We start from the raw sequence: 6,000 nt of genomic DNA, 5'->3' as shown, positions 1-6,000 counted from the left end.
CCCGCAGCGCCCCGGCGACCGCCAGCAGCGCCGCCCCCGGGTAGGTGGCCGAACCGGCCGCCACCCCGACCACGCCGCGCCGGTACTTGTCGCTCTCCGCGCCCGGCAGCGGCAGCAGCGCCGCCACGTCCGCGTGCTGCAGGGCCGTCACCTCCGGCTCCGGCGGCGCCAGCCCGATGTCCACCAGCTGTACGGCGCCCGCGCAGGAGGCCCCCGGGTCGATCAGCAGCCCGGGCTTGTACGTGCCGAAGCAGACCGTGACGTCCGCGCGCAGTACCTCGCCGGGCACCTCACCGCTGTCCGCCGCCACCCCGCTGGGCAGGTCCACCGCCACCACCAGCCCGCGGCGCCCGGCCCGGGCGTACGGGACGGCCTCGGGGCGCAGCCCGCCCCGGCCGCCGATGCCGATGATGCCGTCCAGCACCAGGTCCGCGCGCGAGAAGTCGGCCAGGCCGACTTCCTGCTCCGCCGTCACCCGCCCACCGGCCGCCCGCAGAGCGGCCAGCCCACCCCGGTGTTCCTTGCCCGGCGCGAGCAGCACCGCTGTCACCCGCGCCCCCCGCCGGGCCAGCGCAGCCCCGGCGTACAGCGCGTCGCCCCCGTTGTCCCCGCTGCCCGCCAGCACCGTCACCCGGCTGCCGTACACCCGCCCCCGACGCCGGATCAGCAGCCGCGCACAGGTCGCCGCCAGCCCGGCGGCCGCCCGCTGCATCAACGTGCCCTCCGGCAGCCGCGCCATCAGCTCGGCCTCCGCGGCCCGGACGATGTCCACAGGGTGTGCATGACGCATGGGGAGAACTCCTTCAGCAGTCGGCTACCGCCGACGCTAGCCCGCGCCACCACCCCACGGCAGCCGGGCCTGCGGCACACTTTCGAGTGACACCCACGTCGATGCCCCACCGATGTCGGTCCGTACGCCCACCTTGTGGCTCGGCACGGACCCACACAGGAGGGAGAAGGGCCATGGTCGCCATGCCGGCAGTCGAGCGTCCGCTGGACCAGGACGGGCTTCTCCAGGCGTTTCTGGAGCTGGACACTCCGCCCGGATTCAAGGCCGAGCTCATCGAAGGGGAGATCACTGTGACGCCACCGCCGGACGGGCCGCACGAGGGCGCGTTCTCGAAGGTCGCCAAGCAGTTCTTCCGGAACGCCGCGATCGAACTGGACATCGCGGGTAACAAGGGCCTCATCACTCCCGGAGGCCGCTTCATCCCCGACGGCACGGTGGTCCCGGAGGACCACTTCGATCACTTGGACTCCTGGGCGCCGGCAGAAGGAGTCCTGCTCGTGTTCGAGATCACCTCGACCAACCCGCAGAAGGATCGCGAGCCGAAGCGCCGGGGCTACGCCGCCGCGGGCATCCCCTGCTACCTGCTGATCGACCGCACCGCAGGCAAGGTCACCCTGTTCACCGAGCCCGAGAACGGCGACTACAGGGCACTCTCCCAGACCGACTTCGGCAAGCCGATCGACCTGCCCGCCCCGTTCTCCTTCACGCTCGACACGGCGCCCCTGCGGTAGGGCACAGCCACCGCAGGGGCGCCACGAAGAGCCGGGCGGCTACTCGACGGTGACCGACTTCGCCAGGTTGCGCGGCTGGTCGACCTCGTGGCCCTTGGCCGTGGCCAGCTCGCAGGCGAAGACCTGGAGCGGGACGGTGGAGACCAGCGGCTGGAGCAGGGTCGGGGTGACCGGGATGCGGATCAGGTGGTCCGCGTACGGCACGACGGCCTCGTCGCCCTCCTCGGCGATCACGATGGTGCGGGCACCGCGCGCACGGATCTCCTGGATGTTGGAGACGATCTTGTCGTGCAGGATCGACCGCCCGCGCGGCGAGGGCACGACCACCACGACCGGCAGCCCCTCCTCGATCAGCGCGATCGGGCCGTGCTTGAGCTCGCCCGCCGCGAAGCCCTCGGCGTGCATGTAGGCGAGCTCCTTGAGCTTGAGCGCGCCTTCCAGGGCCACCGGGAAGCCGACGTGGCGGCCGAGGAACAGCACCGAGCGGGCGTCGGCCAGCGAGCGGGCCAGCTCGCGCACCGGCTCCATGGTCTCCAGCACCTGCTCGACCTGCTTCGGCGCGTCGCCGAGCTCGCGGATGATGGTGAAGATCTCGTCGCCCCACTTGGTGCCGCGCACCTGGCCCAGGTAGAGGGCGACCAGGTAGCAGGCGACCAGCTGGGTGAGGAACGCCTTGGTCGACGCGACGGCGACCTCCGGCCCGGCGTGGGTGTACAGCACCGCGTCCGACTCGCGCGGGATGGTCGAGCCGTTGGTGTTGCAGATCGCCAGCACCTTGGCGCCCTGCTCGCGGGCGTGCCGCAGCGCCATCAGGGTGTCCATGGTCTCGCCGGACTGCGAGATGGCGATGACCAGCGTGCCGGGGCCCATGATCGGGTCGCGGTAGCGGAACTCCGAGGCGACCTCGACCTCGCAGGGGATGCGGGTCCAGTGCTCGATCGCGTACTTGGCGATCATGCCCGCGTGGAACGCGGTGCCGCAGGCGACGATGACGACCTTGTCGACCGAGCGCAGGTCCGCGTCGGAGATGCGCAGCTCGTCGAGGGTCAGTCGGCCGTCGGTGCCGATCCGGCCGAGGAGGGTGTCGGCGACGGCCTTCGGCTGCTCGGCGATCTCCTTGAGCATGAAGTAGTCGTAGCCGCCCTTCTCGGCGGCGGAGGCGTCCCAGTCGACGTGGTACTCGCGCACGTCGGCCGGGGTGCCGTCGAAGTTGGTGACGGTCACGCCCTCCCGGCGCAGCTCGACGACCTGGTCCTGGCCCAGCTCGATCGCCTCGCGGGTGTGCGCGATGAACGCGGCGACATCCGAGGCGAGGAAGTTCTCGCCCTCACCGCGGCCCACCACCAGCGGCGAGTTGCGGCGGGCGCCGACCACCACGTCGGGCGCGTCCGCGTGGACCGCGACGAGGGTGAAGGCGCCGTCCAGCCGGCCGCAGACCACGCGCATGGCCTCGGCCAGGTCACCCTGGTACGCCTCGCCGAGCAGGTGGGCGACGACCTCGGTGTCGGTCTCCGACCGGAGGGTGTGACCGCGCTCGGCGATCTCGGCGCGCAGCTGGGCGAAGTTCTCGATGATGCCGTTGTGGACGACGGCCACCCGGAGGTCGTCGTCCAGGTGGGGGTGGGCGTTGGCGTCCGTCGGGCCGCCGTGGGTGGCCCAGCGGGTGTGGCCGATGCCGGTGGTGCCGCCGGGCAGAGGGGACTCGGCGAGCGACTTCTCCAGGTTGGCGAGCTTGCCCGCCCGCTTGTCCGTGACGAGACTCCACTGCCCCTCGGAGTCCTGCGCCTGCACCGCGACACCGGCCGAGTCATAGCCCCGGTACTCCAGTCGCTGCAGGCCCGCGATTACTACGTCGAGGGCGGACTGCGCGCCCACGTATCCAACAATTCCGCACATGCGTGCCAGCATAAGGGCGGTTCTGTGGCCGTTTTCCCGCCCCTCGCCAACGCTGCGTGACCGACACCACAGCCACGGTGAACACCGTGACGGCTCACAATGGAGCATGTGCTGACCGAACTGTGTACGCGGGGCGCCGCCGCGCCCGGCCCGTCCCCGTCCCCCTACGTGGACCTCAGCCGGGCCGAGTGGAGCGCGCTGCGCGAGCGTACGCCACTGCCGCTGACCGCCGAGGAGGTGGAGCAGTTGCGCGGTCTCGGCACGGCTCTCGACCTCGACGAGGTACGTGACGTCTACCTGCCCCTGTCCCGGCTGCTGAATCTGTACATCCACGCCACGCACGAGCTGCGCGGCACGCTGGGCACCTTCCTGGACACCCCGGACACCGAGCGCACCCGCACGCCGTTCATCATCGGCGTGGCCGGCTCGGTGGCCGTCGGCAAGTCCACCACCGCCCGCCTGCTCCAGGCCCTGCTGGCCCGCTGGCCCGAGCACCCCCGGGTCGAGCTGGTCACCACCGACGGCTTCCTGCTGCCCAACGCCGAGCTGCGCCGCCGGGGCCTGATGGCCCGCAAGGGCTTCCCGGAGTCGTACGACCGCCGGGCGCTGATGCGCTTCGTGGCGGACGTGAAGGCGGGCAAGGACCGGGTCACCGCGCCGGTGTACTCGCACCTGGTGTACGACATCGTGCCGGACCAGCGGCTGACGGTGGAGCGCCCGGACATCCTGATCGTCGAGGGGCTGAACGTGCTCCAGCCGGCCCTGCCCGGCACCGACGGCCGCACCCGCCTCGCGGTGGCCGACTACTTCGACTTCTCGATCTACGTCGACGCCCGCACCGACGACATCGAGCACTGGTACCTGGACCGCTTCCGCAAGCTGCGGCAGACGGCCTTCCAGGACCCGAACTCCTACTTCACCCGCTTCACCGAGGTGCCGGAGGAGGAGGCGATGGAGTACGGCCGCCAGGTCTGGCGCACCATCAACAAGCCCAACCTGGTGGAGAACGTGCTGCCCACCCGCGGCCGGGCCACCCTGGTCCTGCAGAAGGGCTCGGACCACAAGGTCCGCCGGGCGCTGCTGCGCAAGCTCTGAGACCCCCTCGAAACCCCACGGACGGGCAACACGGACGGCCCCCACCGGCCGGCTTCGAACCGAAGCCGACCGGTGGGGGCCTTCGCCGTACGGGGGCCTCAGCCCAGGTGGGTGCGCACTGCCTCGGCCAGGCGCTGCCCGACCGCCTCGGCCTGCGCCGGGTCGGCGGCCTCGACCATGACCCGGACCAGCGGCTCGGTGCCGGAGGGGCGCAGCAGCACCCGGCCGGTGGCGCCCAGCTCGGTCTCGGCCGCGGCGACGGCGGCGGCCAGCTCGGTGCTGGTCCGCACCCGGCTCTTGTCGACGCCCTTGACGTTGATCAGCACCTGCGGCAGCCGGGTCATCACGGCGGCCAGGTCGGCCAGCGGCTGCTTGGTGGCAGCCAGTCGGGCGCCCAGCATCAGGCCGGTCAGGGTGCCGTCGCCGGTGGTGGCGTGGTCCAGCAGGATGACGTGGCCGGACTGCTCGCCGCCCAGCGCGAAGCCGTGCTCCTTCATCGCCTCCAGCACGTAGCGGTCGCCGACGGCGGTCTCCACCAGGTCGATGCCCTCGCGCTCCATCGCCAGCTTGAAGCCGAGGTTGGACATCACGGTGGCGACCGCGGTGTTGCGGCGCAGGGTGCCGGCCTCCTTCATGGCGACGGCGAGGATGGCGATGATCTGGTCGCCGTCCACCTCGTTGCCCTCCGCGTCGGCGGCCAGGCAGCGGTCGGCGTCGCCGTCCAGGGCGATGCCGAGGTCGGCCTGGTACTCCTTCATCGCGACCCGCAGCCGGTCCAGGTGGGTGGAGCCGACGCCGTCGTTGATGTTGAGGCCGGTGGGCTCGGCGCCCAGGGTGTGGACGACCTCGGCGCCGGCCCGGGCGAAGGCCTCGGGGGCGACGTACGCGGCCGCGCCGTGGGCGCCGTCGATGACGACCTTGATCCCGTCCAGGCGGTTGGGCAGCACGCCGATCAGGTGGGCGACGTACTTGTCGAAGCCCTCGGTGTACTCGCGGACCCGCCCGACGGCCGCGCCGGTCGGGCGGTTCCAGTCCTCGCCGTCGACCGTGTGCTTGCGGTAGTGGGACTCGATCGCGTCCTCGATCCGGTCGTCCAGCTTGTGGCCGCCGCGGGCGAGGAACTTGATGCCGTTGTCCGGCATGGCGTTGTGGCTGGCGGACAGCATCACGCCGAAGTCGGCGCCGAGGGCGCCGGTGAGGTAGGCCACGGCGGGGGTGGGCAGCACGCCGACCCGGAGCACGTCGACGCCGGAACTCGCCAGGCCGGCGATGACCGCGGCCTCCAGGAACTCGCCCGAGGCGCGGGGGTCACGGCCGACCACCGCGACCGGCCGGTGCCCGTCGAAGGCGCCGGCCTCGCCGAGCACGTGGGAGGCCGCGACCGACAGGCCGAGCGCCAGTTCCGCCGTCAGGCCCTCGTTGGCCACGCCGCGTACGCCGTCCGTACCGAAGAGTCGTCCCACTGTCCCGTCCTCCATCACCATGCTC

At 72.0% G+C, this 6,000-nt stretch carries 5 protein-coding genes; 2 read left to right on the top strand and 3 right to left on the bottom strand.

Annotation, left to right across the window (positions count from 1 at the left end; all coding sequences use genetic code 11):
• Positions 1 to 790, bottom strand: a 790-nt coding sequence (locus BG452_RS26030) for an NAD(P)H-hydrate epimerase (protein WP_188306777.1), incomplete at its 3' end; no start/stop codon positions are given.
• Positions 791 to 963: 173 nt separating this feature from the next.
• On the opposite strand from BG452_RS26030, the gene BG452_RS26025 reads away from it, so the two are divergent.
• Complete coding sequence (locus tag BG452_RS26025) at positions 964 to 1,521, top strand: Uma2 family endonuclease (RefSeq protein ID WP_188306776.1); 558 nt, start codon at positions 964 to 966, stop codon at positions 1,519 to 1,521.
• A 39-nt stretch (positions 1,522 to 1,560) separates the two neighbouring features.
• Here the strand turns inward: BG452_RS26025 and glmS are convergent, their stop codons facing one another.
• Positions 1,561 to 3,417: a glutamine--fructose-6-phosphate transaminase (isomerizing) gene (gene glmS / locus BG452_RS26020; RefSeq protein WP_188306775.1), complete on the bottom strand. Its 1,857-nt coding sequence runs from the start codon at positions 3,415 to 3,417 to the stop codon at positions 1,561 to 1,563.
• A 99-nt stretch (positions 3,418 to 3,516) separates the two neighbouring features.
• Here glmS and coaA point away from each other — a divergent pair, with 99 nt between their 5' ends.
• Complete coding sequence (coaA, locus tag BG452_RS26015; protein ID WP_188306774.1) at positions 3,517 to 4,512, top strand: type I pantothenate kinase; 996 nt, start codon at positions 3,517 to 3,519, stop codon at positions 4,510 to 4,512.
• 98 nt (positions 4,513 to 4,610) lie between these two features.
• On the opposite strand, the gene glmM is transcribed toward coaA, so the two are convergent.
• Positions 4,611 to 5,975, bottom strand: coding sequence for a phosphoglucosamine mutase (glmM, locus tag BG452_RS26010; protein WP_188306773.1), 1,365 nt, complete (start codon positions 5,973 to 5,975; stop codon positions 4,611 to 4,613).
• Positions 5,976 to 6,000 lie beyond the last annotated feature (25 nt).

The sequence above is a fragment of the Streptomyces sp. CBMA123 genome (assembly GCF_014596465.1).
Classification (GTDB): domain Bacteria; phylum Actinomycetota; class Actinomycetes; order Streptomycetales; family Streptomycetaceae; genus Kitasatospora.
Note: the sequence above shows the minus strand (reverse complement) of the source record. Positions and strands in the feature narration are given on the sequence as shown.

What these genes read in the sequence shown, in the direction of transcription:
- BG452_RS26025 (WP_188306776.1), top strand. Translation starts at nt 964, where the DNA reads ATGGTCGCCATGCCGGCAGTCGAGCGTCCGCTGGACCAGGACGGGCTT.
- coaA (WP_188306774.1), top strand. Translation starts at nt 3,517, where the DNA reads ATGGAGCATGTGCTGACCGAACTGTGTACGCGGGGCGCCGCCGCGCCC.
- glmS (WP_188306775.1), bottom strand. Translation starts at nt 3,417, where the DNA reads ATGTGCGGAATTGTTGGATACGTGGGCGCGCAGTCCGCCCTCGACGTA.